The organism is Rhizobium etli 8C-3 (assembly GCF_001908375.1).
GTDB lineage: Bacteria > Pseudomonadota > Alphaproteobacteria > Rhizobiales > Rhizobiaceae > Rhizobium > Rhizobium etli_B.
Genome location: NZ_CP017243.1, coordinates 70,040 through 93,662, shown reverse-complemented (window position 1 = coordinate 93,662; position 23,623 = coordinate 70,040). Strand labels below are relative to the sequence as shown.

22 protein-coding genes and 2 pseudogenes are annotated in these 23,623 nt (G+C 61.3%); 9 read left to right on the top strand and 15 right to left on the bottom strand.

What is annotated here, in order from left to right; translation table 11 throughout:
* Positions 1–385 precede the first annotated feature (385 nt).
* A complete protein-coding gene (locus AM571_RS22990) occupies positions 386–883 on the top strand; it encodes a helix-turn-helix domain-containing protein (protein WP_018247142.1) in 498 nt (165 codons plus the stop codon).
* Positions 884–887: 4 nt separating this feature from the next.
* Here the strand turns inward: AM571_RS22990 and AM571_RS22985 are convergent, their stop codons facing one another.
* Together AM571_RS22985 and AM571_RS22980 are read right to left on the bottom strand one after the other, a co-directional pair.
* Positions 888–1,301: a hypothetical protein gene (locus AM571_RS22985; RefSeq protein ID WP_004672597.1), complete on the bottom strand. Its 414-nt coding sequence runs from the start codon at positions 1,299–1,301 to the stop codon at positions 888–890.
* A 9-nt stretch (positions 1,302–1,310) separates the two neighbouring features.
* Complete coding sequence (locus tag AM571_RS22980; RefSeq protein WP_004672596.1) at positions 1,311–1,859, bottom strand: hypothetical protein; 549 nt, start codon at positions 1,857–1,859, stop codon at positions 1,311–1,313.
* 254 nt (positions 1,860–2,113) lie between these two features.
* On the opposite strand from AM571_RS22980, the gene AM571_RS37065 reads away from it, so the two are divergent.
* The 4 genes from AM571_RS37065 to AM571_RS22965 all read left to right on the top strand — a co-directional run bounded on the left by AM571_RS37065 (position 2,114) and on the right by AM571_RS22965 (position 6,241).
* On the top strand, positions 2,114–2,272 hold the full coding sequence (locus AM571_RS37065) for a hypothetical protein (RefSeq protein ID WP_004672595.1): 159 nt from the start codon (positions 2,114–2,116) through the stop codon (positions 2,270–2,272).
* A gap of 94 nt (positions 2,273–2,366) precedes the next feature.
* Positions 2,367–3,329: a hypothetical protein gene (locus AM571_RS22975; RefSeq protein ID WP_018247141.1), complete on the top strand. Its 963-nt coding sequence runs from the start codon at positions 2,367–2,369 to the stop codon at positions 3,327–3,329.
* 23 nt (positions 3,330–3,352) lie between these two features.
* The gene (locus tag AM571_RS22970; RefSeq protein ID WP_018247140.1) at positions 3,353–5,284 is read left to right on the top strand and encodes a flagellar biosynthesis protein FlhA; all 1,932 of its coding nucleotides are present in this window, start codon (positions 3,353–3,355) and stop codon (positions 5,282–5,284) included.
* Positions 5,285–5,326: 42 nt separating this feature from the next.
* Positions 5,327–6,241 carry a pectate lyase gene (locus AM571_RS22965; RefSeq protein ID WP_004672592.1) on the top strand — a complete coding sequence of 305 codons (915 nt, stop codon included), beginning with the start codon at positions 5,327–5,329 and terminating at the stop codon, positions 6,239–6,241.
* A 60-nt stretch (positions 6,242–6,301) separates the two neighbouring features.
* Here the strand turns inward: AM571_RS22965 and AM571_RS22960 are convergent, their stop codons facing one another.
* The 13 genes from AM571_RS22960 to AM571_RS22900 form a co-directional block, all read right to left on the bottom strand.
* Positions 6,302–7,099 carry an EscU/YscU/HrcU family type III secretion system export apparatus switch protein gene (locus AM571_RS22960; RefSeq protein WP_011053325.1) on the bottom strand — a complete coding sequence of 266 codons (798 nt, stop codon included), beginning with the start codon at positions 7,097–7,099 and terminating at the stop codon, positions 6,302–6,304.
* Positions 7,086–7,895, bottom strand: a complete 810-nt coding sequence (locus AM571_RS22955) for an EscT/YscT/HrcT family type III secretion system export apparatus protein (protein WP_004672591.1) — start codon at positions 7,893–7,895, stop codon at positions 7,086–7,088. Before AM571_RS22955 ends, AM571_RS22960 begins: the two co-directional genes overlap by 14 nt.
* A gap of 10 nt (positions 7,896–7,905) precedes the next feature.
* Positions 7,906–8,133 carry a flagellar biosynthetic protein FliQ gene (locus tag AM571_RS22950; RefSeq protein ID WP_225881834.1) on the bottom strand — a complete coding sequence of 76 codons (228 nt, stop codon included), beginning with the start codon at positions 8,131–8,133 and terminating at the stop codon, positions 7,906–7,908.
* Between the two features lie 107 nt (positions 8,134–8,240).
* Positions 8,241–8,894, bottom strand: coding sequence for a type III secretion system export apparatus subunit SctR (sctR, locus tag AM571_RS22945; RefSeq protein WP_008534263.1), 654 nt, complete (start codon positions 8,892–8,894; stop codon positions 8,241–8,243).
* A complete protein-coding gene (locus AM571_RS22940) occupies positions 8,894–9,913 on the bottom strand; it encodes a FliM/FliN family flagellar motor switch protein (protein WP_004672588.1) in 1,020 nt (339 codons plus the stop codon). Before AM571_RS22940 ends, sctR begins: the two co-directional genes overlap by 1 nt.
* The gene (locus AM571_RS22935) at positions 9,910–11,229 is read right to left on the bottom strand and encodes a FliI/YscN family ATPase (RefSeq protein ID WP_004672587.1); all 1,320 of its coding nucleotides are present in this window, start codon (positions 11,227–11,229) and stop codon (positions 9,910–9,912) included. Before AM571_RS22935 ends, AM571_RS22940 begins: the two co-directional genes overlap by 4 nt.
* Positions 11,222–11,785: a type III secretion system stator protein SctL gene (gene sctL / locus AM571_RS22930; protein WP_004672586.1), complete on the bottom strand. Its 564-nt coding sequence runs from the start codon at positions 11,783–11,785 to the stop codon at positions 11,222–11,224. Before sctL ends, AM571_RS22935 begins: the two co-directional genes overlap by 8 nt.
* Positions 11,782–12,411, bottom strand: coding sequence for a hypothetical protein (locus tag AM571_RS22925; protein WP_004672585.1), 630 nt, complete (start codon positions 12,409–12,411; stop codon positions 11,782–11,784). Before AM571_RS22925 ends, sctL begins: the two co-directional genes overlap by 4 nt.
* A 2-nt stretch (positions 12,412–12,413) precedes the next feature.
* Complete coding sequence (gene sctJ / locus AM571_RS22920) at positions 12,414–13,244, bottom strand: type III secretion system inner membrane ring lipoprotein SctJ (protein WP_018247139.1); 831 nt, start codon at positions 13,242–13,244, stop codon at positions 12,414–12,416.
* Positions 13,241–13,717, bottom strand: coding sequence for a hypothetical protein (locus AM571_RS22915; RefSeq protein WP_004672583.1), 477 nt, complete (start codon positions 13,715–13,717; stop codon positions 13,241–13,243). Before AM571_RS22915 ends, sctJ begins: the two co-directional genes overlap by 4 nt.
* A 50-nt stretch (positions 13,718–13,767) precedes the next feature.
* A complete protein-coding gene (locus tag AM571_RS22910) occupies positions 13,768–14,025 on the bottom strand; it encodes a hypothetical protein (protein ID WP_004672582.1) in 258 nt (85 codons plus the stop codon).
* Positions 14,026–14,328: 303 nt separating this feature from the next.
* Positions 14,329–17,172, bottom strand: coding sequence for a hypothetical protein (locus AM571_RS22905; RefSeq protein ID WP_011053320.1), 2,844 nt, complete (start codon positions 17,170–17,172; stop codon positions 14,329–14,331).
* 220 nt (positions 17,173–17,392) lie between these two features.
* A complete protein-coding gene (locus tag AM571_RS22900; RefSeq protein WP_004672579.1) occupies positions 17,393–20,002 on the bottom strand; it encodes a hypothetical protein in 2,610 nt (869 codons plus the stop codon).
* Positions 20,003–20,325: 323 nt separating this feature from the next.
* Between AM571_RS22900 and AM571_RS22895 the strand changes: the two genes are divergently transcribed.
* The 4 genes and pseudogenes from AM571_RS22895 (at position 20,326) to AM571_RS38055 (ending at position 22,474) form a co-directional block, all read left to right on the top strand.
* Entirely contained in the window at positions 20,326–20,535 is a 210-nt protein-coding gene (locus AM571_RS22895; RefSeq protein ID WP_004672578.1) for a hypothetical protein, read from the top strand.
* Between the two features lie 145 nt (positions 20,536–20,680).
* Positions 20,681–21,248, top strand: a pseudogene (locus tag AM571_RS22890) (DUF6088 family protein).
* Positions 21,241–22,254 (top strand): annotated as a pseudogene (locus AM571_RS37060) (nucleotidyl transferase AbiEii/AbiGii toxin family protein). Before AM571_RS22890 ends, AM571_RS37060 begins: the two co-directional pseudogenes overlap by 8 nt.
* A gap of 94 nt (positions 22,255–22,348) precedes the next feature.
* Complete coding sequence (locus AM571_RS38055) at positions 22,349–22,474, top strand: hypothetical protein (protein WP_257784634.1); 126 nt, start codon at positions 22,349–22,351, stop codon at positions 22,472–22,474.
* The last annotated feature ends 1,149 nt before the right edge of the window (positions 22,475–23,623 follow it).

Genomic DNA, 23,623 nt, shown 5'->3' with positions numbered 1-23,623 from the left:
CCGCTGATCGCACCTCCTTTGGTTTTCTGACCACTTTACCGCCCGAAGCGTGACCTCTCGCTTTTGAGGCAAGTGTCCGAGCGTAAAGGGAAGCCATTGAATCTTGTAAAGAATTCGGTTGCGCAGCGGGCGGATTCCCGCTATCTTTTTCGATAGGGCAGTACGCGCTGCCCTGGGGTGTGGAAACCCCTACACGTGGTTGATGCCGGCCGTAACGGCATCACACTCCTTGACCTTCGGTCGAGGAGCCTGTGGCGTATGTCCAGGTTCCTCGGAACTAAAGGCCACAGGACCGTCGTGTACGGTTTCCAACTCCCCGATCAGTGGGTTTAGCGAGTTTTCAGCGGGGGCGCACCGCGTGAAACTCTCCATCGGGGTGTCCACCATGAAGCGCTATGCAGCAGCACAGGTCCGGACTTCGAGGCCTGCGCAAGCCGAACAGTCGAATGTAGCGCGCGAGTTGGTGCATCCAGTTGATCGGCATGTCGGACAGCAAATCCGTATCCGCCGAATGCAGTCGAATGTATCCCTAGGGGATCTCGGCGCCGGCATCGGGGTCAGTTTGCAGCAGGTACAAAAATATGAAAGCGGTAAGAACCGCGTCAGCGCTTCGATGCTCTACGAGCTTGCCAATTGCCTCAAGATCCCTGTTTCGAGGTTTTTCGAAGGTCTTCCAGATCCCGAAACCACTCAGGGCCAGCAAATCATAACAGAGATCGATGAGAAGATTGCCTACATTTCCACGGCGGAGGGACGGCGTCTGATAGACGACGTTTTGCTCCTTTCTCCGCGTGTGCGCAGCCGGGTCGTTGCCCTCGTCAGCTCGATTGTCGAGGAAGAGATGGAAGAACAGAAGCCGGTTGGTTCATCTGCTGGTTCTTAGCTCCCTACCGGTCGATTTTCTCCGCTGCTTCAAGCGAAAATTCGGTGCGCAATACCGCCTTCTGTGCCCGCGAAAAATCGGCGGCGACGTGTTCTGCCCGCTCTTGCGCAGCCAGCCGGTCGGCTTTGCGCTGCGCAAGCGATAGGCCGGCAACGGCTTCATGGCTGCGCAATACGGATTGTCGCATCAGCGCGTCCTGAAGCTCGGCGGCGGAGATAGCGCCGCTCTTGCGCAATGCGTCGACGACAGGATTGCCGGCGGCCAGGCTTGCCGCGATGTCGAGCGCTTCGGAGGCTTCCGTTTCCCGCTCCCGCGCGTTTTCGGCGTCCGCCCGCGCCTCAGAGAGGCTGCGGGAAAGATTATCCGCCCGCAGGCTGCGGATCTCCAGCAACTGCCTGAGAGACTTCAGCGCCTTCATATCAGCCGCTCAGGCACCGTTGTTCGTCGTCAGGACTTCCAACTGGCCGCCCTTGATGACCTTGATGCTGTCGGCTTGCGGCCGGCTCAGCACGTCTTCGACGGCCTTGGTGAAGACCGCGGGCCCGCGCACCAGCACCAATCCGCTGGCGGGATCTTCACGCAGCGCATCGTCCGGCAGCAGCGGGAACAGCGCGCGAATGGCGTTTTGCTCGGTCTTCCAGCTGCGGCCGCCGCGATCGAGGACGACGGTGGAGACCTCCTGCTTCGGCGCGATGATGATGCGGCTGCCGTCATAGGCGACGAAGAGATTGCTGGCATCGCCAAGCTTGACGAAGGCCTTGGCTCCGCTTTCCCGGACGGACCAGTGCTCGACCTTGCCGCTCAGCGTCCCGACTGTCGTGACCGGGATGCCGGACATGAAGGACAGCGTCTGGACAACTTCGCCAAGCGGCAGGGAGACGACATCCAGGCGCACCTCCCGCTCGCTGGCGCCGGCCGATGGAGGAAAGGAGGCCAGCAGTCCGATAGCGGCCATGTAAACAAAACGCGCAAACATCTGAGTTTACCTCACGATCCGGATATCGCCCGACAACTAATGAACGAAGGCAGGCAGTGAGTACGGAATCCAGTCTATTAATAATTATCCGATCTACTGTTGCAGATCATCGGTCCTCTGGGAACAGGACGGATATCCATTTCGCGCATTTGTTGTACATATCGCGAATTAATAACTTTTTAACATAAGCTATTGAATTCGATCTTGAATTCTGCAAGGCTCTGGCCGCCAAAACCATGCAAGGAGTTCAAGACATGGCTAGTACTTCGACACTTGATGCGGGCATCGGCTCGGCGATTTCCGCCTTCAAGTCGGCCCAGAACGAAGCGACCGAGCAGAGCCTGAAGGTTGCAACCGAAATCACCAAGATCAACGGCGTCGCAAACGCCATCAAGAAGATCGGCCCAGGCTGATTGAAACAATGGCGAGACGGGTTCGCCCGTCTCGCTTCCCCGCTTTCGAAGACAATAAAAGCCGCTCGACGGACGGTTCGGGAACAAGATGGTTATGGATCTAGATTCCTCTTCGCCGACATTCAGAGGTAACGCCGGCAACGCTGCGTCAGGCAGCGGCGGACCGGTCTTGCGCATCACGCGCGCCGGGCGCAGCTCCAATCTGCCGCTGACGACAGAGCGGCAGGTGGTCGGCGGCAGCGCCGATTGTGACCTGATCGTCCTAGGCGCCAAACCGGAACCCGCCTTTGCCATCAGTCTGCAGCGCTCCCGCGGCTCCGACACGGTGTCGTTGACCGCGTTGCGGGATGACGTCGTGATCGACGGTCGTTCCATCCCGCGCGATCGGACAATGACCCTTACGAAGAGACAGACCATCTCCTTCGACGGCACGATCTGTGAGCTCGAAGGTCTCGGCGCCGGGCGCGTGCGGTTCGCGCCGCGCCGGATTGCGGCTGCCGGCCTTCTCGGGCTGGCGGCGTTGCTTTTGCTGGCCGGCCTTTACAACAGCGATGCGCCGGCTCACGAAGCCCCGCTCGTCAGGGTTTCCGCCGCACCCGAACCGGCGCCGGCGGCGGCGGCGATCGCGGCCGAAATCCGCCAGGCCATTCGTATGGCGCAGCTTCCCCAAGATCTGAGCATCGTCGCCACCGCCGACGAAATTCGCATCGGCGAAGGATCGCGGCCTCTCGGCCTGCCCGACAAGACCAAGCTGCGCAGCATCATCGCCTCGATGAGCCGGCGCGGTTCCGTTTCCATCGTCGATCTCACCGCCCTCTCTTCCGGTCTCGACGGCTTCGTTGCCGCCGCCGGCTATACGCCCGTCAGGTTCATCATCGGCTCCGACGGCCGCCGCTACGAGGAAGGCGATGTCGTTTCGAGCGGCTGGCGCATCAAGGAGATCGGCAAAGACCAGATGATCGTTTCCCGTGACAGTGAGGACGATACGGTCAATTTCGCCTCTGCCGGCAATGCCGAGCCGAAGCTCGCCGAAATTTCCAGCAGCGAACAAGAATAGGCGATGGCGTCGGAAGCCGGATCATGAAGGTAAGGTCATCCGCCTTCGCCATGCTTGCGCAGCGCACCGATATGCTGCTTGCGGTTTTTTTCGCCTCCGTCGTGACGATGCTGGTGCTGCCGCTTCCGACAATCGTTCTGGACGTGCTGATCGCTTTCAATCTCTCCTTCGCTTTCGTGGTGCTGATCACCACGACCTATCTGAAGAGCGTGCTTGAAATCTCGACCTTTCCCGCGGTCATTCTGATCGGCACGCTGTTCCGCCTGGCCTTGACGATTTCCTCGACCCGGCTCGTGCTGGCGGACGCCGATGCCGGCGAGATCATCATGGCCTTCGGCGATTTCGTCGTTGCGGGAAATGTCGTCGTCGGGCTGATCATTTTCCTGATCGTGGCGCTGGTGCAGTTCATCGTGGTGACGAAGGGCGCCGAGCGCATCGCCGAGGTCGGCGCCCGTTTCACGCTCGACGCCATGCCGGGCAAGCAGCTCGCCATCGACAGCGACCTGCGCAACGGCCATATCAGCACGGAAGCCGCGCAGAAGCGCCGGTCGCGTCTCGAACAGGAGAGCCAGTTCTTCGGCGCGATGGACGGCGCCATGCGCTTCGTCAAGGGCGATGCGGTCGCAGGATTGGTGATCGTCGCCGTCAATCTCATCGGCGGCCTGGCGATCGGTATCTTCCAGAAGGGCCTGAGCTTCGCCGAGGCCGCCCATCTCTATACGCTGCTGTCGATCGGCGACGGTCTGGTGTCGCAGATTCCGTCCATTCTGATGGCAGTCTCGGCCGGTATCGTCGTGACCCGCGTGTCCGATGACGGCAACGGCAGTCTCGGCAGCGATATCGGCCGCGAACTCTTCCGGGAGCCCCGTGCATTGGCGATTGCGGCGGCGCTGACGATCTGCGCGGGCTTCGTGCCGGGATTTCCCACAGGCGTGCTCGGCGCGATCGGCCTGTGTCTGGCGGGCCTTGCCTTCATGGTGCATCGCCGGCGCGCCGGCCCAGCCGCGGCCGCATCGGCGAATGCCGTGGAAAGCGCCAATTCCTATCCGCTCGACAGGACGAAATATGGCGATCCCGTCATCGCCACCGTCGCGGTGGAAACGCTGGCGCGGCTTGAGGCGATGCGACTCGGCGAAATGCTGGACGGGCGGATCCGCATGGCGGCGCGCGCCGTCGGCGTCTCCGTGACGGTGCCGACGTTCAACGCCGATCCCCGCATGGCCGAGGATCTGATCCACCTTCAGGTCGAAAACGTGCCCGCCGGTCTCGTCAGCTGCGGTCCCGAACGGACGGCCGAACAGATTGCCGACGGCATCGTGCGCATCGTCCGCCGCCATATCGGCGCCCTGTTCAGCGTCGACGACGCGGCACAATGGCTGGGCAGCCTCGAACCGCGTCTCGGCAAACTGGCGATCGACGTCGCCACCCAGGTGCCGCTGATGCTGACGGTCGCGGTCGTCAGACGCCTGCTGGATTCCGGCGTGACGCTTTCCCAGCCGCGCGGACTGCTGGAAGTGATGCTGCACGCCGGCACCGATCACGCGCCGGATGCCCTGGCCGAAATGGCGCGCGCCGCGCTGGTCAAGCAGATCGCCTTCGGGCTTCTCGACCGGCGCGGATTGCTGCCGGCGCTGGTGCTTCCCGCCGAATGGGACCACTTCATCCGCTCCTATGACGCCGCTGGAGCGACCGAGAAGATCGAGATAGCCGAAAGGCTGCGCCTGCTGGCCGAGAAAGCCAGGCAGGCTCTCGAGGACGCCAACGAGCGGGGATACGATCCCATCATCATCGTGCCGGGCGAGTGGCGCCTGCTCACCCAGACGCTGATGATCCACCACAACTGCCGCATTCCGGTGCTGGCGGCGGAGGAGATCGACAGGGATATAACGATCGAAACCATCGGAGAGATCGGGCAAATCCGGAACGCTGCCGGCTCCAAACAAAGGCCGGGCTGATAGAGCAAGTGAAGTAGACGAGACCAACTGGGGATGAATGCAATGTGTGGCGTAGATGGACAAAGGCCCATAGACTTCGACAGAACCTCCCGTTTCGACCTTGAGTCCGATTGCCTTGGCGGCAGCAATAGGGCCGACACGGATTTCACCACCATCCGAACCCGCAAGGTCTCGCCCTTCGAAGATTTCTCCGGCAACCCGCCGACACTGACCTCCTATGTGCCGAATTCGCGGGAAACGTCGGAAAACGGCATGGATTCCGACCCCAAGGATCTGCTGCGCAAGCACATCAACTGGCAATCCGACTCCAAGAAGGTGGATCCATCCGACGAGAAACAGGCCACGACTTTGCAGACCACGACGGAAAAACCCGACCTCTCGAAAGAGGGCAGCGTCATCGTCGTCAACGAGCCGATCGTCGTGGATGGCGGCGTGTTCGACGGCAAGGGCGCGACCTATACGGCCTCGTCCAAGCTCGGCGATGGCGGCCAGTCCGAAACCCAATCGCCGCTGTTCATTCTCAAGAACGGCGCGACGCTCAAGAATGTCGATCTCGGCGAGAATGGCGCCGACGGAATCCACGTCTATGACGGCGCGACGCTCGAAAACGTCAATTGGCAGAATGTCGGCGAGGATGCGCTGACGGTAAAAAGCGCCGGCGACATCACTATTATCGGTGGCTCCGCCAAGGGCGCGACCGACAAGATCTTCCAGATCAATGCCGACACGAGGTTCTATCTGAAGGATTTCGTCGCTGACGGCTTTACCACGCTCGTGCGCACCAACGGCGGCAAGCAGATCGACGCCGACGTCACCATCGATGGCGGGGCGTTCTCCCACGGCAGCAACGTCTTCCGCACCGACAGCTCACTTGCCAGCGTGACGTTCCTCTCCGATATCACGCTGGACGATGTGAAGAACTGGACGCGTGTAGGTGACAACCAATCGGGCGTCTGAGACGCCCGACCACCGGAACCGCAAAGCGAAGATCAAGCGGGCGGCTTAGGCTCCCGCTTTTCATTGCCGGCCTGATCCTTGCCTGCGCGGCGGGCTGCTGCGCATTTCCGCGCCGATTTGCCGGCGCGCCGATTTCAGCTTCGGGTCGCCCTGGGTATCCTTGTATTCGCGCCGCGCCTCGGTCTTGGTCATGCGGTGTTCGTGCCTGAACAACGCGCGCGAAATGCGGATATCGAAAAACGCCGCCGCCACCATGATGCCGGCGGCAATGACGAGGATCGAGCCGAGGAGATGGGCTGTCGTGGAGAGCGTGCATGCTTCTCCGCAAAGAGGCGACCAGAAGATGCTGTTGAGGAAATAGAGGATCGCACCGCCGCCGGCGGTTGCGAGCAGGACAAACTTGACGAGCCCCTTGACGAACTCGGCGATGCTCGCGAGCGAAAAAAGCCTCTTGATGCCCTCGAACGGATTGAGCCGGGTGAAATCGAAGCTCATATGTTTGAACGATACGGGAAACCCCTGCCCGTCGAGGATCGACACCAGGATGGTCGCGGCAAGACCCATGGCAAGCGGCAGCCAGATGAGATCGAGCAGCGCCACGCCGGTTTCGCTCAAGCCGACAGTGACGGCGTCGGAGACGTCGGCTCGCGCGGCGGACTGAAGGCCGGCATCGAAACTGCGGGTGAAATCCTCGAGGATATCAGGCAAGCCCCAGGTGACGTAGACGGCGATGGCAAGGACGGAGATCGCAACCGGGATTTCCTTCGAGCGGGGAACCTGGCCCTCGCGGCGGAGCCGATCGAGCTTCACCCGGCTCGGCGGCAGGGTTTTTTCCTCGGTATCGTCATTTTTGGCCATGGGTCACCTCCAGCATGGCTTTCACCTCGTTGAATCCGTCGATCCAGAGATCGTGGAAATAGCTGGAGATAAAGGCCGTGTAGATGACGAGAATGACCACGACCGCGAAGTTCTTGATGGCCGGCAGGCTATCGTTCAGCGGGAATTGTTTCGACGAGCGGCCAACGAAGGCCAGCGACAATTCGAGCGCGCAGGTGACGATCATGAACGGGGCGGCAAGCAATCCGGCCGCTTTGAACAGCCGGCCGAATACACCGAGGATCATGTCGAGCGGATCGTCGGGCATGGCGGGCATGAGCTTGAAGAGCGGCCAGAACTCGAACGACTTGTAGAAAATCGCGACCAGATCGATGATGCCGCCGGCGCTGACGAAAATCACCAGGGCGATCGACATCATCAGCGAGCCGAGCGGCGCGGTTTCCAGCGCGTTGATCTGGTCGAAGAGATTGGCGGCATTGGCCCCGCGATAGACATCGGTCATATCACCCGCCGCCTGGGCCGCCCAGAAGGGAATGCCGAGCCCCATGCCGATGAGCGCCCCGAAGCAAAGTTCCTTCATCGAAAGGGCGGCCAGATCGAACCAGGACGTATCTCCGATAGCCAGCACCGAATAGGCGAAGGCGACGGAGGGCGCCGAAAGGCCGATTGCCAGGCCGAAACGCAGAATGCCGACGATGCTGAACAGCGAGAAGATCGGGAAGATCAGCAGGATCCCGAGCGCGCGGGCGGCGCCGAGCATGGCTGCGGCCGGTGCCGCGACCTCGATGCCGACGAGCGGAAGATGATCCGGCCCCATCCGCCCCGCCTCACTGAACCATGGTCGGGAAGTCGTTCAGGATATGAACGGAATGTTCGATCAGCGGCGTTGCCAGCACCCGGCCGAACAGCAGCAGGGTGATGGAGATCACGAAAATCTTGACGATCTGCGCGATGGTCTGTTCCTGGATTTGCGTTGCAGCCTGGAAAATGGCGATGATCAGCCCGAGAAGCGCGGCCAGGCCCAGAATGGGGCCGGCCAAGGCGAAGGTCGCCATGACGGACATGCCGATTTCAGCTGCGACCTGGTCTTCACCCATGGTGGCAGGCCTTTCGCGTGGGCGCGGCAGGCGCTCGAACCGGGGCTTTCGTCAAGGCGCGATGCTCACTGCGCATAGGACAGCACCAGACCTTCCAGCAATCGCCGCCAGCCGTCGATCGAGACGAACAGCAGCAGCTTCAGCGGTGTCGACACCACGGTCGGGGACATCATCTGCATGCCGAGCGCCACCAGAATGGCGGAGACGGCGAAGTCGATCATCAGGAAGGGCAGATAAATCAGAAATCCGATTTCAAAGGCCCGCGTCAGTTCCGAAACGAGGAAGCTTGGCGTCAGCACGGTGATATCGTCGGAGGCAATGGGGGTTGCCGGCGCGTTTGCCCAGATCTTCTGCGACGCCTGCACGAAAAAGTCGCGCACCTCGGCGTCGGAAAATTTCAGCATGAAATCCTTCAGCGGCGCTGCCACTTTGATCATGCCGTCCGCCATGCCACTGACCGTGCCGAAATCGCCGCTATGGGCGAGCAGCAATTGCCAGCTGTTTTGCAGCACCGGGTTCATCACGAAGGCCGAGAGCACGATGGCAATCGCAAAGACCAGGAGATTCGGCGGCGTCTGCTGGATGCCGATCGCATTGCGCACGATCAGCAGGACGACTGAAATCTTGGTGAAGGAGGTTGCGATCACGGCAATGACCGGCAGCATCGAGATCGCCGCCATTGCCGCGAGGCTCTGGGCAAGAGGAAAGCTCTGTTCCATCAGTCGTGCAGCGCCGTGACGCGAACGGCGCTCAACCCATCCACGGAAATGATTTCGCCCCGTCCGATAATGCGGCCCTGGGCGATGATATCGACGGCGTCCGACAATGGCCTGTCGAGGTTGAACACATAGCCCTCGCCGATCGTCTCGAGTGTGCGCAGCGGCAACTCCAGCCGTCCGGCATCGAAGACCAGCTTGATCGGGATGCTGTCGACAGGCGACGGACGCGGCTCGCCCTGCAATTGCTGATCGACGGTGTCATTCGTCATGAAATGCCTCATTGGTCCGGTTGGCGTCGACAGGAGCGGCTCGGTGAGGACCGCGCCTTTGTCCGAGCGCATGCAGGTTGCAAGGTAACGTTCACCCGTGATCGCGACCACGGTCTCCGGTGCCCCCCCATCGATGACGATGCCGTCCCCCAATCGCAGGGATTTGATCTGACCGACCGACAGCACGGCATAACCGCGCCGGATGTTGACCGCCGTCGTCAGGGCATTGAGCGTGCGGCGCGGTAGGCGGCTTGCCCAGCCGACGAGGCCGGCAAGGAAGGTTTCATCGAAACGGCCGCTCAAGGGCAGGCTCATGCCGCTCCAGCCGATTTCGAAGCCGAAATTGCCGCTAAAATCCGGCTCCGGCTGCGCGCCGATCTCCAGCAGCGAAAGGCCGATGCCGATCTTGTTCTCGATTGCCTCGAAGGCCTCGGCGAACTGATGTTCCACCACCGCCGCCTTTTCATGCGGTGACAGTTTTTCCCAGAGCAGCAGCGGTTCCAGCCTTTCGGCCAGCAGCCGCAATGCTCCGGCCGAAGCAATCAGCATCTGATCCTGCTCGCCGACGCGGCAGAGAATGCCGACAGGATCGGCGATCCGCGTGGCCGCGATATCGGGGGACAGCGGGCGAACGGAAAGCGTCTGCTCCCGGACCGGAATTTGCCAGGCGGCGCGCATCGTCGTGCCGGAACGGGAAAAGAAGCTCCCGGCCATCGATGAGTCGGGCCATGCGGGCGCGGCGATATTCATCGGACAAGCTCCTCGAGCGCTTCGACGATCGCGCCGAACGGCTGCGGCTTGCCCTGGCCGTCAAACAGGAAGCGCTGGATGAGCCCGTGTTTGGCGACGGCCTCGTCGACGGCGGCATCGCGCCCCTGGCGATATTCGCCGACGCGGATCAGCAGTTCCACCTCGTCATAGAGGGCCAGCAGGGCGCGCAGCCTGTCGGCTGCCTGGCGATGGCTCTCGCTCACCACCGCGCTCATCGTCCGGCTTCGGCTGGCCAGCACATCGATCGCCGGAAAATTGCCCGCCCTGGCAATCTTGTCAGAGAGCACGATATGGCCGTCCAGCAGCGACCTGGTTTCTTCGGCGATCGGATCGTCCTGCTCTTCGCCTTCGACGAGGACCGTATAGAAAGCCGTCATCGTGCCGTTTGCGCTGTTGCCGGCGCGCTCGAAGATCTGCGGCAAGACGGCGAATACGGAAGGCGGAAAGCCGCGCCGCACCGGCGGTTCGCCGGCAGCAAGCCCGACTTCGCGCAAGGCGCGGGCCATGCGGGTGACGCTGTCGATGACGAGCAGCACATGTTTTCCCTGCTCGCGAAAATATTCGGCGATCGCCGTTGCCGTCATCACCGCCTTGAACCGCTCCAGCGCCGGGCGATCCGATGTCGCCAGAACCAGCGCCACATTCGAGGCAACGCCTTCCGGCATGTTGTCGGCAACGAATTCGCCGACCTCGCGTCCGCGTTCCCCCACCAGCGCGCAGACGATCACATCGGCCTTGTTGTTGGCGACGATCTGGGACACCAACGTCGACTTGCCGGCGCCGGGCGCGCCGAAAATACCGATGCGCTGGCCCTGCCCGCAGGTCAGCAATCCGTCCAGGGCGGCAATCCCCGAGGTGAACGGCTGGCGGATGGGACGGCGCGACAAGGGGTTGACCGGCTGGCCGTAGAGCGGCTGCAGGAAACGCGCGTCATCGCCGGCCGGATTGGCGGAGGGACGCAGGACGTTGCCGTGCGCATCGACGACCGCGCCGAGCAGGAAGTTGCCGACAGAGATCGCCGGCTCCCGGCCGGTCGGGACGATTTCCGTGCGCTGGGAGATGCCGCGGGTTTCGCCGTGAAGCGAGAGAAGTGCCGTCTCGCCGTCGATACCGACGACATCGGCGAGGCCGATGCGGCCCCTGCCCGGCTCATGCAGTTCGCAGAGCTCGCCGATCCGAACCGAGGGGATGAGCGCCCGCACCAGCAGGCCCGAAACACTCGTCACGCGGCCGCTCTGCCGCCGCACGTCCGTCTGTTCGAGCGTCCGCTCCATGCGAAGCAATGCGTCAGCCATGGACGAGGGCCTCGATCACGGTGGCGAGCTGGTCTTTCAAGCCGATCTGGCTTCGTCCCGCCGATGTCTCCAGGACGATCTCGCCGGCAGACATCAGCGGATCCGTTTCGATAGTGATGCGATGATCGATATCCGCAATTGCCTGGGCGATCATGGCGGCATCCTCGGGGGCGACATGGAGGGCGATCTCCTGGGCCTCTGCGGTCTGGGATATGGCGTGGCGGACCAATCGCCTGGTGCGTTCGTCGGCCTCCATCGATCCGAGGATCAATCCGACCGATTTCAGAACCACCGCCTCGACCCAGCTGTCGAGATTGGCAATCTCCTGTTCGGCTTTTCCGAGCGAGGCGGCAAGCCGTGCGGCGGCATCACGAACGCCCTGTTCGAACCCGTCGCGATAGCCGTTTTGGGCGGCCTGCTCGCTGGCGGCTGCAAGTGTGGCCTGGGATTGGGCGGCGTCCTGGCGGGCAGCCGCCAGAATTTGCGCCGCCTCCCTGATCTGGCCGAAGTTTTCCGCCGGAATGATGCGGTCGTGGCGTGCAAATCCCGAGCTCATCGTCCGGCGCCTTCCTGTGTGGAGGCGACCTCGTCGACGGCGGCCGTCGCCAGAACGAGCGCCGGGCTCTTCAACAGGGAAGCCGAGCCGTTTTCGGCCATGTCGCGCCAGCCCGCCCACCGCCATGCCGCAGAGATCCGATATTCGTCTGCCAGAAGCGTCAGCATCGACCAGCCATCGGCCTCGACGACATGCCTTGCCTGCTCGCTCAACAGATCAAGCGGCGGCGTTGCCGTGGAAAGATTGATGTGGCCGAGGGCGAATGCGACCGCTTCCTCGCCGTAGGCGGCCCTGAGCCTCGCAAGGGTCGGGCGATCGACCGCGGGGCAGAAGGCTGCGAGATGATAGGCGAAGCCCGCCCGGAACGCGGCCTTTGAGAGTCCGTCCGCGTCCATGGAAATCAGGCGGCGGGCGCCGTCGGCAAATGTGGCGGGGTCGCCATGGGCTTCTGCGATCTCCGTGAAAAGCCGCCGGTGCAGCCGCCGCGACAGGGTAGACCCATCGGCAAGGAGCGGCGCGGTCCCATCCCATCGGGCGGCCGTCAGCATATCCGCGGAAAGCAGCGCTGCCCTGCGGATCCTCGCCGCATCCGAGATCGCCTCGCCGTCCGAACGCGGCGTGCGCATGCTCAGCGCTCCTTCCGCTGCGGCAACAGCAGCAGCAGGCATGCCCCGATGGCGAGGATAATTGCGCCGATCACGGCCAGATTGGGGGCCTTGAAAGCCGAGAGAGCGCTTTGCACCATCGAGAATGGCGCTGCGGCGGGTGCCGGCGTCACGGTTGCCGCCGGGGCCGATGCTGCCGTTGCCGGCGGGGCCGCCGGCGCGCCGACCTCCGACCAGGGGCTGACCACCACCGAGACATCTTCGTAAGAGAGATCACGGATGCTGTTGACCAGAACGGACCGGCTTTTCATGTCGATCTCGTTGAGATTGGCGCCGGGGCGATATTGCAACACGGCCGCCGCCTTCGCCTTTTCCTTGATGAGCCCGCGGCCGTTTTCCTCCGGCAGCACCACATGGACGCGCGCCGTCGCCACGCCGTCAAGCCCCGAAAGCGTTTCGGCAAGCTGCTGCTCGATGGCGTAGCTCATCCGGGCTTTTTGTTCGTAAGGCGTCACAAGGAAGCCGTTGCCGGGAAAGAGTTCGGCGACATTTCCGAACGACTGACGCGGCAGACCGGCGCCCGCCAGCAACTCGATCGCCCGGGCATGATCGGCTGATTCAGCGGCGATCGCATAGGTCCCGCCCTTTTCGCTCCTCATGGTGACGGAGATGCCGGCGCGTTCGAGCAGGACCTGAGCATCCAGCGCATCGCGCTGATCGAGTCCCGTCAGCACGTCCTGGCTGCAGGCGGCGAGGAACAGGCAGAAAGCGAGCATGGCGGCCTTCGGAAGGACTTTGCGCGCGGGCGAAGTGATCGGTGATCTCGCAAGGGCCGATGTGATCATGATATTCACTGGCCCTGCGTCAGCCGTTTGGACGACGACATCACCGACTGGGTGAGTGACGACAGCAGCGTCGTGCCGGTCGCGAATTGCTGTGATTTCTCCAGCCGGTCGATCGATGTCGTGATGTCTTCGATCTTCGGGCCGCTGTGATCCTTGTCCGCGGCAAATCGCACCAGCGGCGTCTCCGGCTGGCCGTTCCCGGCCACCGGCATGAAGAATGCCGACAGCCGGTCGAGAATGCTGGAGGGCCTGGTATTGCCTTCCGGTGAATAGGAGGGCGGGACGGCGTCGGACTCAGGCGCGATCTTGCGGCCCTGGATGTTGGGAATGGAGGTGAGTTCGGTTGGCCGAAGGCCGGCGAAATCCGCCGGCTGCAGCCCGATCCGCTCCGCCACGATCTCCGAGGTCTTCAGCACATTGCCTGTCGATACGCCATCAACGGGCGGCGTAAAGGCGCGGCCGGTAAGTTCTTCTCCGCTCATTGCAATTCCTCAACTCGGTACACGTCAACTGCAAACGATGAACGGGAACGCTACTCGTCGCTGCCTTCGTCGATCGCCTCCTTGGCGAAATTGAAAAGCGAATTGTTCAGCATCAGGGTGTTGGAAATCATGCCTGGCAGAAACGCGTCCACGGCAGCGGAGAGTATCTCGCTCTCGCTGTTCGGATCGACCTTTTTCGTCGTGCTGCCGGTGGTGTCCTTGGAATCTGTCTTATCAGTCGTCAGCTCCACCGAGACAGGGTTTGCAGGCGCCAGGTTCAGGTCGGAATTCACTGCATCTACGGCCATATGAGCACTTCCATCAAGGAGTTATCAAAATGAATGCATGATTTGATATGGATAAAAAAACGGCCGGTCAATTGTTTAAACTTAACCGATGGTTAATTTTCGGAAATTACAATCGCTTTGACAACTTTCTCGACCTTTATATTAAAATTGAACGTTTTTATCCATAAAGCGCAGCAGATATCCAGATTGCGCATGAAATTCATACTTAAATTTATTGCTATCAAATATTCACAGGCCCGACCGCCTCTACGCCAACCGGGCCTGTGAGTACCCAGATATTTGGTGTTGCGAAAGCGTCCCGGATCAGCCCACCGCCGTACCGCGGCGCTTCTCGATATCGGCGATGATCGCGTCCCAGTTCTCAGGGGTCAGCTCGCGCTGTTCCGGGTCGCGGGGCGCGGGGGCGACGCCGCCCTTGGCGCCGACGCGCTGACCTGTTTTGGCGTAGATGCCGACCGTGTCGTTGACAGTGCGCTTAAGCATGTCGTTCATCATGTCGGTCTGCTTGTGGAAGGCTTTTTCCTGCTTGATGCTCTGGTAGATGGCAAAGCCCGCCCAGGCCGCCCAGGACACCGCGCCGGCGATCGCGAAGGCGAGCGAGAAGCCGCCGGAGACGAGCGCTACCGTTGCGCCCGTGCGCCCGAGGAAGGTGGAATTCACCAGCATATTGGCAACGCCTGCGATGCCCTCGATCGCGCCGACCGTGTCCGCCGCGGTTCCGATACCCATGAAGATGAGATCGACCGGATCGCCCTTGCCACTGGTGAGCCCCTGCAGGAACTGGTAATATTCCACCGGCAGCCAAGCGACGCCGGCAACGGCGCCAACCGTCGTCCCGGTATTCTTGAAAAAGGCGGAGAGCACGCTGCGCTGCGCCCGCGCCAGCTCGTCGGAAACGCCGACGAGTGAACTGATCCCATCCAGCAGCGAAAAATTCGAGGCTTTGATCGCCGAGCCGAGCGCACTGCCCATGTGCGCGAGAGCGCCAAGGGCGTGCAGAACCACGATGCCGATGCTGTCCCAGGTCGGGCTCGTCATGTTGAGGCCGGCATAGATGGAGCGGGATGCGGTAAGCACCGACATCACGCCGGAAGAGAGCGCCGCCTTGTATTTGACAGGATCGACCCCTGCCGGCGCCGCCGTCGCGGTCTTGTCGATCAGCTTGGCAAGGTCGGCCTTGATCGTTTCGACGCTGCCGCCCGGTCGCATCGTCGCCCAAAGCGCGGTGAAGATCGTCGTGAAATTGGTCTTGTATTGCGCCATGGCATCGGCATTGCCCTTGAACAGGGTTTCCGCCAGCGCGTCGAGGCTCGGGGCGATGATCCTCTTGATCGCCTCTTCGGCGGTCTTGCCGTCGACGATGATTGGATCGATCACATCCGTGCCGGGCATCAGCGTCTTCATCAGGCCTGACATGGAAAGTCCCATGTCCTTGAGGCTCGATGTCAGATATTCGCTGTCGATATAGGGCAGATCGAGACTTTGGATGGTCTTGCTCCAGCCATTGTCCTTGGTGGCGAACATGCGCTCGGCGATCCAGGCGTCGCCCCCGCTGCCGGCGAAGAAGCGCCCGCCGTCTGAGCCGTTGGCGGCAATGCCCTTGCCGGCCAGCCCGGTGCCGATCATGATTGCCGCCATGACGTCGTTGAACGAATAGCTGGCGAGATTGCTGGAGGGCAGCGGCGAGACGCTCTTGTCCCACTCGGCATTGGCCGGCAACTTCGAGACCAGGCTGGCGCCCATGACGAGCCCTTCCAGCGCGGTCTGCACCGCATGGCGGTAGCCCAAGACCTCCTTGCCGCCGGGTGCGCTCAGGCGCGACGTCAGGCGCTCCAGATTGCCGGCGAGATCGCCGATGCCGATTTCTCCGGCGCCTACCTTGTCGAGCAGCGGACCGAGAAGCGCCTTGACGTCGGCCTTGAACTGATCGCGCACCTCGGGGCTGTCTGACCCGTAAAACTGGTTGGCCATCGCCTGGATGGTCGGGTTGAACAGGTGGGTGATATTGTTGGGAACGGTGCTGCCGAATTCGGAAGCGGCAACCTTTTTCAAACCGTCGAGGTCGATCTTGAGATCGGGGAACAGGCTCCCGCCGAGCCCGAGCGACTGGTCGAAATCCACAACCGGCAGGATGGAGCCGAGCCCCTTCAGTTCCCGCTCGGTCTTGTTGCCGGCCAGTCCCATGCGGATCAGGCCATCGAGCGCCGTCGTCGGATCGGAGATCGTCGGCAGCACGTTCTTGTCGAAGAATTCGGCATAGGTCTTGTCGGCAATCGCCGAGCGCTGCTTTACGAAATCGTCGGGAAGCACCATGGAATAGAAGCCGAGGGCGGCATTATATTCCTTGAGAATGGTGGTGACGTCCTTGCCGGATTTGAGACCGTCATTCAGCAGGCCGCCATTGACGATGTCGCGCTCAAAGGCATCCTCGACCTTCGTACGCAGGTCCTTCATCTTCTCGTCACGCGTTATCGTGTCGTTGATGATCTCGGAAGCGTCCTTGTTCGTATCGGCCGGCGCCACGCGATAACCGGAGAAGATCAGCTTGAAGGCCTTCAGCGCCTTCTCCGTCATCAGCGAGTTGACGTCGGGGTCCGAGCCCAGGATGGCGATCGACTTGTCGAGATCCTTCAGGATCTCCTGGTCGTTGTAGATGCCGCGCTGGTTGTCGCCGAGGCTGTCCTTGTATTGGCCGAAGGTCGCCTTGGTCTGAAGCAGATCGAGATACATGATCAGTTTCTGCTCGGCAGTGTAATTGTGAGGGTTTTTGACGACGTCGATGCTCTCGAAGGATTTGTCCTTGTCCTTCAGCCCTTCCATGAAGCCCTGATTGATCTCGCTCATGAAATCGGAATTGAACAGGAGATCGATGACCGGCTGGATCGGCGCGGTAGGGCGGGACGTGCCATTCGACGTGGCGGCCAGCGAAACGAACTTCGGACTGCTCGTCTGCGCCGATATAGAGGAGAAAATCGTCAGGGCTGCCGTCGTGGTCCCGTCAGAGGCAAAAGGCGATGCCTTCTTGACCGTGGTGCTCGTGGTTTTGCCCTGGCTCGTGGAATTTTCGGACTTTGGATCGGAATTGGCGTTTAGCCGGAGAAATGAAACCGTATCGATATCCGAAGATGCTGGTGCGATCGATGACATGCGTTCCCTTTGATTTTCTTTTTCCGCTTTTCGCGGATGACGTCGTTTACCTTACGTTAGGCATAAGATCGACCTTTGCGTGATAATTCAAGCCCGATCGGACATCGCGGTTGCATAAAATGCAGCGGCCTCGCGCCTGGAGATCAAAAATCACATTTTTACCGAGGGGTCGCAGGGTATTTCCCAGGCTGTGGCGGTCATCGTTGCCGCCCCTCTGCCTCTACCAGATGAATGACGGGTCTGGCCCAAATTCGAGATGCACGGACTCGCCGGTGTAGCGTTCAAGCTTCTCGTTCAGCTGCTTTTCCATTTTGTCGAGCTTCTTCACGCCATTGGCCATATCCCACAGACCAAGCGCCAGCCCGACGGCCGAGGCAACGAGGCCGGTGACCAGTCCGGCCGCGGCAAGGCCGGTTTTGGCGGCGCTGCTGAAGATGGTCACGACTTCCGGCGCCACCGTTCCGAGTCCGGAAAAGGCACGGGACATGGCATTGGTCAGATAAAGCATCGCCTCGGAGAAACCGATCAGCGCGTTGCCGGTACCGGCAATGCCGCCGATTATTTCGAGCGCGCCCTTGGCGCGGTCGCCGGCCTTCATCGACCGCGACGCCGAATAGAAGCCGAGGCCGGCCATGGCGAGGCCGCCGGCCGCGCCGAGGATCTTGCCTGCCGCTTCCATCGTCTTCGGCGAGAAGTTCATCGAGATCCCCTTGCCCCAGCTGCCAGGCTGATTGCCGAAGGCGCTGAACGGTTTGCCGGCAACGTCGAGGTTCTTGCCGAGCCCCTCCATCGTCATGCCGACGATCTGTGTCGCCGAGCCGACCGCAGCGGCGATATCGGCCGGCGTCCACTTGCCGCCGACACCGAGGCCGTGCGCCACCAGCACGCTCGACATCGTCAGCATCTGCACGGCGTGCATCAGACCGGCCTTGTACACTTCGGCATCGATGCCGGCAGGTGTACGGGTCTGGCGCGGCAGGTCGAGCGAATCCTTGAAGGAGGCAAGCGCGTCGTCGAGCTTCATACCGCCGCGCACCATGCGCAGAACGCCGTCGACGTCGCGCGCTATATCCTGCGCCAGGTTCTGCTTCAGCGTCTCGCCGCCATCTGCCGGGCCGTTTTTGCTGATGAAATCCTCGGCGAAGGTGTTTGCCAACTGGCTGATGGCGTCATTCGTTGCGCCGGGCACAAATGTGTCATCCGGACCCGACAGCAGCGGCTCGAGATCGACACCCTGGCCGTCGCCGATATAATGTTCCTTGACGATGTTCGAGAAGGTGACGTTCGCGGCGTCGAGATGCGCGTCGATATAATCCTGGGGCAGGAGATCGACGAGCGTGTTGAGTTCGGAATAATAATCCTTCAGGGCATCTTCGAAGCTCTTGCCGGCGCTCAGCGCCCGGTCGATCGCCTTGCCGCCGCCGATATCGATCAGATAGGCGTCTTCGATGTTGGTGAGCAGATCGGAATTCTCCGGGCTTTGCAGATATTCCTTCATGCCGCTCGCGAAGATATCCGAGAGATGCTGCTGCGTCGCCGGATCGGCCGTCAGCTTTTCGATCCGCGCATCGAGGTCCTTGCCGACGCGCTCGCCATCGGGCACGCTGTCGCCATACTGGTTCATATAGCCATTGAACTGCTGTTTGATCTCGATGAGATCGTAGAGCACCGTCGCCTTCTGTTCCGGCGTCAGCTGGTCGAGGTGGTCCATGTTGTCGGGCGCGACGAAATTCCGGTTCACGTCCTTCACGGCGTCGCCGAGAATGCCGTATTTGAGTTCGTCGAGCTTCTTCAGCGTCGGCTCATAGGCGGTCGACGGAGCGTAGCCGCGCAGCACCTTGCTTTCCAGGATGTCGTTCTCGTCGATCGGGCGCTCCACGACCGGCTCGATGGCATCCGAGCCCGACATGACAAGGTCCATCTTCTTGAGGCTCGATGTCAGATAGTCGCTGTCGATATAGGGCAGATCGAGATTTTGGACGGTCTTGCTCCAGCCATTGTCCGTGGTGGCGAACATACGCTCGGCGATCCAGGCGTCACCGCCGCTGCCGGCGAAGAAGCGCCCGCGATCTGAGCCGTTGGCCGCAATGCCCTTGCCGGCCAGCCCGGCGCCGATCATGATTGCCGCCATGACGTCGTTGAACGAATAGCTGGCGAGATTGCTGGAGGGTAGCGGCGAGACGCTCTTGTCCCACTCGGCATTGGCCGGGAGCTTCGAGACCAGGCTGGCGCCCATGACGAGCCCTTCGAGCGCGGTCTGTACCGCGTGGCGGTAACCCCAGACTTCCTTGCCGCCGGGAGCGCTCAGACGCGAGGTCAGGCGCTCCAGAAGGCCGCCAAGATCAGCCTGACTGACCTCTCCGGCGCCTACCTTGTCGAGCAGCGGACCGAGAAGCGCCTTGACGTCGGCCTTGAACTGATCGCGCACCGCGGGGCTGTCTCCCCCGTAAAACTGCTTGGCCATCGCCTGGATGGTCGGGTTGAACAGGTGGGTGATGTTGTTGGGAACGGTGCTGCCGAATTCGGAAGCGGCAACCTTTTTCAAACCGTCCAGGTCGATCTTGAGATCGTTGCCCGGGTCGGTTTCGGGCGTGCTCACCTTTGCATCGACCAGGATCGCGGTGGCGCCGCTTTTGCTCTGGGTAAACCCGACGAAGCCCCGCGCAGCGGAGATGTCGAGTGCCTGCCCGTTGCCGCTCGGCGCGATCTTGCGTATTTCGCCGGCGTCGATGGTTTTTGTCGATGCAGAACGGCCAGTCACGTCTTTCTGGTCGAGGTCCACGACCAGGGTTTCGACCTCTTTCGATCCGCTGCCAACACGTTCCAACATGATTTCGTCACTCCTGATCGACGGCCGCACCCTGAACGGAGGCCCGGAAAGCCTCGTTAGGTCAGAAGTTTTTCAGTGATATGACAAATGGGTGCTATCGGAGCGGCAAAATTGAACCATTGACCCCCACATAGCGCTTCCAAATTATACCGCAGTACAAATGCTGGTGACACCGCAGTCGCCAAGGTGCGGCGCAATAGAGCACGCTACCGTAGGGAATGCGCTCACGAGACAGATCAAAGTCGGTCCTCGGGCTCGGTTTTCAGACTGCATTGTCCGGCAAATCGGTATAAGCCGTCCTCTCGAACAAATCAGGGGACAACATGGAAACCGTGGAAATCAGCAGCCGCAGCGACTTCGGCCTTTGGGCAATTGAGCGGGCGCGGGAAATCGTAACGTCCGAGGGAACTGCTTTTGCGATGGCCGCTCGCGATATGGACGACGAGGCGCTTGCAAACGCTGCAGCCGCGCTAGGCAAGGCCATCAGCGATGCGATGGTGGAAGTGTTTGACGGCCTGATAGATGAATCGTGATTGTGAAGAGACAGCGGGTCACTGACCGATAAAAATTGGTCAGCACCGTCCGGGCTCGCCGTCTTCCCCTCTCATTGCAAACTGTCAGAAACTTGCATATAATTCTGACAAGAGAAATGCCATGCAAAAGCTGACATAGCAAATCATGGGACATGCTGAACGACTGCCGGAAGGACCGCGCTTTCGGCAAAGAGTTTTTTGCATCTCGGAAATCGAGCCGCCCTGGATCAGGCTCTGTCGCGCCTGGCCGAGCGTGGCGAGCTCGTCCGGGCGGGCCGTGGTATCTATATGCGGCCCGTCAAAAGTCGCTTTGGCAGTCGGCCGCCGACGGTCGAACAGGCCGTAGAGGCGGTGGCGCAGCAGCGCGGTGAGGTCATCGTCTCGATGGCGCCGCCGCGGCAAATGCCCTGGGCCTGACCTCCCAGGTCCCGGTCCGCTCCGTCTACCTGACATCCGGCCGTAGCCGGACGATGACCCTTGGACAGCAGACGGTCGAGCTCAAGCACGTGCCGCGCTGGCAATTGGCCTTGGCCGATCGACCTGCTGGCGTGGCGGTCCGCGCACTTGCATGGCTTGGGCCGGAAAGGGCCGATGAAGCACTGTCGCGGATCAAGCGAAAGCTGCCGCCAAACGCGTTCGGCGAGCTGGTGGCGGCGGCTCCGCAGTTTCCGACCTGGCTTGCAAGAAGCGTAGGAAAGGCTGCGCATCGCTGATCTGTTTCTGACCTTGTCAAAGGATAACCGACGCGAAGCCTTGGCGGTGGCGGCCGACCGCACCGGACGGCCCATTCATCTCCTCGAAAAGGATGTCTGGGTCGTCTGGACGCTGCAGACGCTCTTTTCGTCCAAGCTCGGTGAGCATCTCGTCTTCAAGGGCGGCACCTCGCTTTCGAAAGCCTACGGTGTCATCAAAAGGTTCTCCGAGGATGTCGACCTGACCTACGATATCCGCGCCCTGGCGCCGGACTTGGTTGGCGACAATGACGAAGCACTGCCGAAAACCCGCAGCGAGGAGAAACACTGGACCAGCGAGGTGCGAAAGCGGCTTCCGGTCTGGGTGGCGGGCTCGGTGGAGCCGGTTATGGCGCGTTGCGCGTTCAATCTCTTCCGGCGGCAATCCGCCTCGAGGACGATACGCTCTACCTCGACTATGAAGCGGTGAGCAGCGGATCCGGCTATGTCGCCCCGAGCGTCATGCTCGAATTCGGAGCGCGGTCGACCGGCGAGCCGGCCAGTATCCGTCGACTGTGACGCGTCGGGCCAGGTTGATGGTGTCGAATTTCCGAAAGCGAGTCCCCGCGTCATGCACGCGGAGCGGACGTTGTGGGAGAAAGCGACCGCCATCCATGTCTTCTGCCTGCAGGAGCGCCTTCGCGGCGATCGTTTTGCCCGCCACTGGCATGATGTCGTCCGGCTGGACGATGCTGGTTTCGCCGACAAAGCATCCGCGGATCGGCAACTCGCCAATGCCGTGGCGAAACACAAATCCATGTTTTTTGCGGAAAAGGCGGCCGACCGCTCGCCCATCGACTACGCCGCAGCCGTCAACGGCAATCTGGTTCTGACGCCATCCGGAGAAGGTCTGCGTGCGCTCGGCGAGGATTACGCGCGCATGGTCGACGACGGCCTGCTGCTCGGCGATTCCGAGCCGTTCGAGCACCTGATCGAGCGATGCACGCAAATTCAGGCGCATGCCAACAAAAGCGACGCGTCAAAATAAGCAATTGCCGGCCCACAGCCGCACCCTGCCCATTACTGTGAGTGCCCTGTCACCGACGCGGTTTGGCTTCGCGCCAATTATAAGGCGTTTGCTCGTGGCAGGCACCCTTGATGTGATGAGAGTGAAGCTCGGACCCGGTTATTCCGGCTCCGGCCTCGGCGAGGATGTGGCCAAATACCGCACGGGTGCGGGTTCGTTTGAGGAAAGTTGCGCCACGTAAAATGAAGATCCGGTGTGTTTGCAGTGAAGGCATTCAAATTCCCAATTTCAATCTCGCCGGAAGCCCGAGCAAGCTCAAAATCGCTGACGCGAGAATCGACACGGATGTTCCACTTGCCGCAACGGCACGTTCTCGCGCCAAGTGCCGTCCTCCCACTGGCGCGCCGCACGCTTGATTGGCTCTATTCCCGCAGGGGGGGTCGACAAGACGAAGGTCACTTCTTGGCGTCCAGCGGATCGACGTCGCCTTTCATCAGGAAGGCCGCAATCTCGACAGGGCCAGCGCGCGCGGGCGTGACGATGATTTTTGCCATCGCCTTGTCTGAATGAAGATGCGTCGAAGCCGGCTGTGCTGCCGCAGCGATAGGCGCGCGGTGGCGGCGTGAATCGCCAAGTTGCCGCAACGGCCAGCACGAGGAACTCGACCAACGTCTCGGCGGCGAAATAGCGGAAGGTGCATTCCGGTAAACCACGGCGATCGAAACTTAAATCCGTCGCAATCTTCTCGACACTCACGTAGCATGAGCCTCGCGAACAAACGCCGCCACGCCACTATGGCAATTTCACTTCTCCTCCTCGGGATGAAATGGGACCATTCCTGAGGCGCTCTATTCCATCTCGAATACGGAGGATCCGGCATGCCTACGGTGTTGTTCAGACACGACCTCGCTTAACGATGTACTGAAGATTGCAGTCTACACGAAGCACGTTGCAGGCAGTGCTATGAAGTGTTCGCGGAAGATGGTTCGAGGTCTCGTCGGACGCTCTGTCGCGGCGAGCGCGGGACGTGTCTGATGCCCTCGATTTCAGTGAAGAACCATATTTCACGTGTTGCCCACCTGCCGACAACTTCCACCATCGCAAAAATGCACGTCCGCCTACCGAAGCTGAACGCTAACGATCCCCAAATGAGCTCAAAGATCACCTGTCGGCGGCGGCGGCGGAATTGGACTGATGAGGTGAGGGCACAGATTCTTGCCCACAACGTTCTTCAACTCGGCCCAATCCGGCGATATGTTCCCTCATCCTGGTTTCAGGCCTGCCTTCAAGGCCCTGTCGGCTCGACACTTGGATTTTACAGGCGCCTGGCTGCTGGCCGACTGCCGCGCCCATTCCGTGATGATAAAAGTATTGTGCCGTGTTGGGTTCT

Bases quoted from the DNA above. Each gene is read 5' to 3' on its own strand.
- AM571_RS22900 (WP_004672579.1), bottom strand. From the start codon at position 20,002: ATGTTGGAACGTGTTGGCAGCGGATCGAAAGAGGTCGAAACCCTGGTC.
- AM571_RS22990 (WP_018247142.1), top strand. From the start codon at position 386: ATGAAGCGCTATGCAGCAGCACAGGTCCGGACTTCGAGGCCTGCGCAA.
- AM571_RS22905 (WP_011053320.1), bottom strand. From the start codon at position 17,172: ATGTCATCGATCGCACCAGCATCTTCGGATATCGATACGGTTTCATTT.
- AM571_RS22965 (WP_004672592.1), top strand. From the start codon at position 5,327: ATGTGTGGCGTAGATGGACAAAGGCCCATAGACTTCGACAGAACCTCC.
- AM571_RS22980 (WP_004672596.1), bottom strand. From the start codon at position 1,859: ATGTTTGCGCGTTTTGTTTACATGGCCGCTATCGGACTGCTGGCCTCC.
- AM571_RS22985 (WP_004672597.1), bottom strand. From the start codon at position 1,301: ATGAAGGCGCTGAAGTCTCTCAGGCAGTTGCTGGAGATCCGCAGCCTG.
- AM571_RS22955 (WP_004672591.1), bottom strand. From the start codon at position 7,895: ATGGGGCCGGATCATCTTCCGCTCGTCGGCATCGAGGTCGCGGCACCG.
- AM571_RS22960 (WP_011053325.1), bottom strand. From the start codon at position 7,099: ATGGCCAAAAATGACGATACCGAGGAAAAAACCCTGCCGCCGAGCCGG.
- sctL (WP_004672586.1), bottom strand. From the start codon at position 11,785: ATGAGCTCGGGATTTGCACGCCACGACCGCATCATTCCGGCGGAAAAC.
- AM571_RS22895 (WP_004672578.1), top strand. From the start codon at position 20,326: ATGGAAACCGTGGAAATCAGCAGCCGCAGCGACTTCGGCCTTTGGGCA.
- AM571_RS22970 (WP_018247140.1), top strand. From the start codon at position 3,353: ATGAAGGTAAGGTCATCCGCCTTCGCCATGCTTGCGCAGCGCACCGAT.
- AM571_RS22935 (WP_004672587.1), bottom strand. From the start codon at position 11,229: ATGGCTGACGCATTGCTTCGCATGGAGCGGACGCTCGAACAGACGGAC.
- AM571_RS22940 (WP_004672588.1), bottom strand. From the start codon at position 9,913: ATGAATATCGCCGCGCCCGCATGGCCCGACTCATCGATGGCCGGGAGC.
- AM571_RS37065 (WP_004672595.1), top strand. From the start codon at position 2,114: ATGGCTAGTACTTCGACACTTGATGCGGGCATCGGCTCGGCGATTTCC.
- AM571_RS22915 (WP_004672583.1), bottom strand. From the start codon at position 13,717: ATGAGCGGAGAAGAACTTACCGGCCGCGCCTTTACGCCGCCCGTTGAT.
- AM571_RS22910 (WP_004672582.1), bottom strand. From the start codon at position 14,025: ATGGCCGTAGATGCAGTGAATTCCGACCTGAACCTGGCGCCTGCAAAC.
- AM571_RS22975 (WP_018247141.1), top strand. From the start codon at position 2,367: ATGGATCTAGATTCCTCTTCGCCGACATTCAGAGGTAACGCCGGCAAC.
- AM571_RS22950 (WP_225881834.1), bottom strand. From the start codon at position 8,133: ATGGCGACCTTCGCCTTGGCCGGCCCCATTCTGGGCCTGGCCGCGCTT.
- sctR (WP_008534263.1), bottom strand. From the start codon at position 8,894: ATGGAACAGAGCTTTCCTCTTGCCCAGAGCCTCGCGGCAATGGCGGCG.
- AM571_RS22925 (WP_004672585.1), bottom strand. From the start codon at position 12,411: ATGCGCACGCCGCGTTCGGACGGCGAGGCGATCTCGGATGCGGCGAGG.